A 255-nucleotide genomic window follows, 5' to 3' on the forward strand; every position below is an offset into this window, starting at 1 on the left:
TAATCTCTGGCCCCGCCGACAGCGACCATGACGTCGCGCCATGTTGGTCGAGGCCCAGGTTTCATCAATGAAAACCAGTCGCTCGGGGTCGAGGTCGGGCTGGGTCTCGAACCAGTCCTGCCGTCGCATCAGGACATCCGGACGATCCTGCTCCGCCGCATGGGCAGACTTTTTTTCCATGTGATCTGGTGGCGCGCGAAGAAGCGCCACAGCGTGCCAATCGCGAAATGGTGGCCATCCTCAGCCAGCTGGTTA

1 pseudogene is annotated in these 255 nt (G+C 60.8%); it reads right to left on the minus strand.

The window, feature by feature from the left end:
• Positions 1-255 (minus strand): annotated as a pseudogene (locus tag ACWNRM_RS15240) (IS630 family transposase); the annotation flags it as partial.

This window comes from Asaia sp. A2, assembly GCF_057319415.1.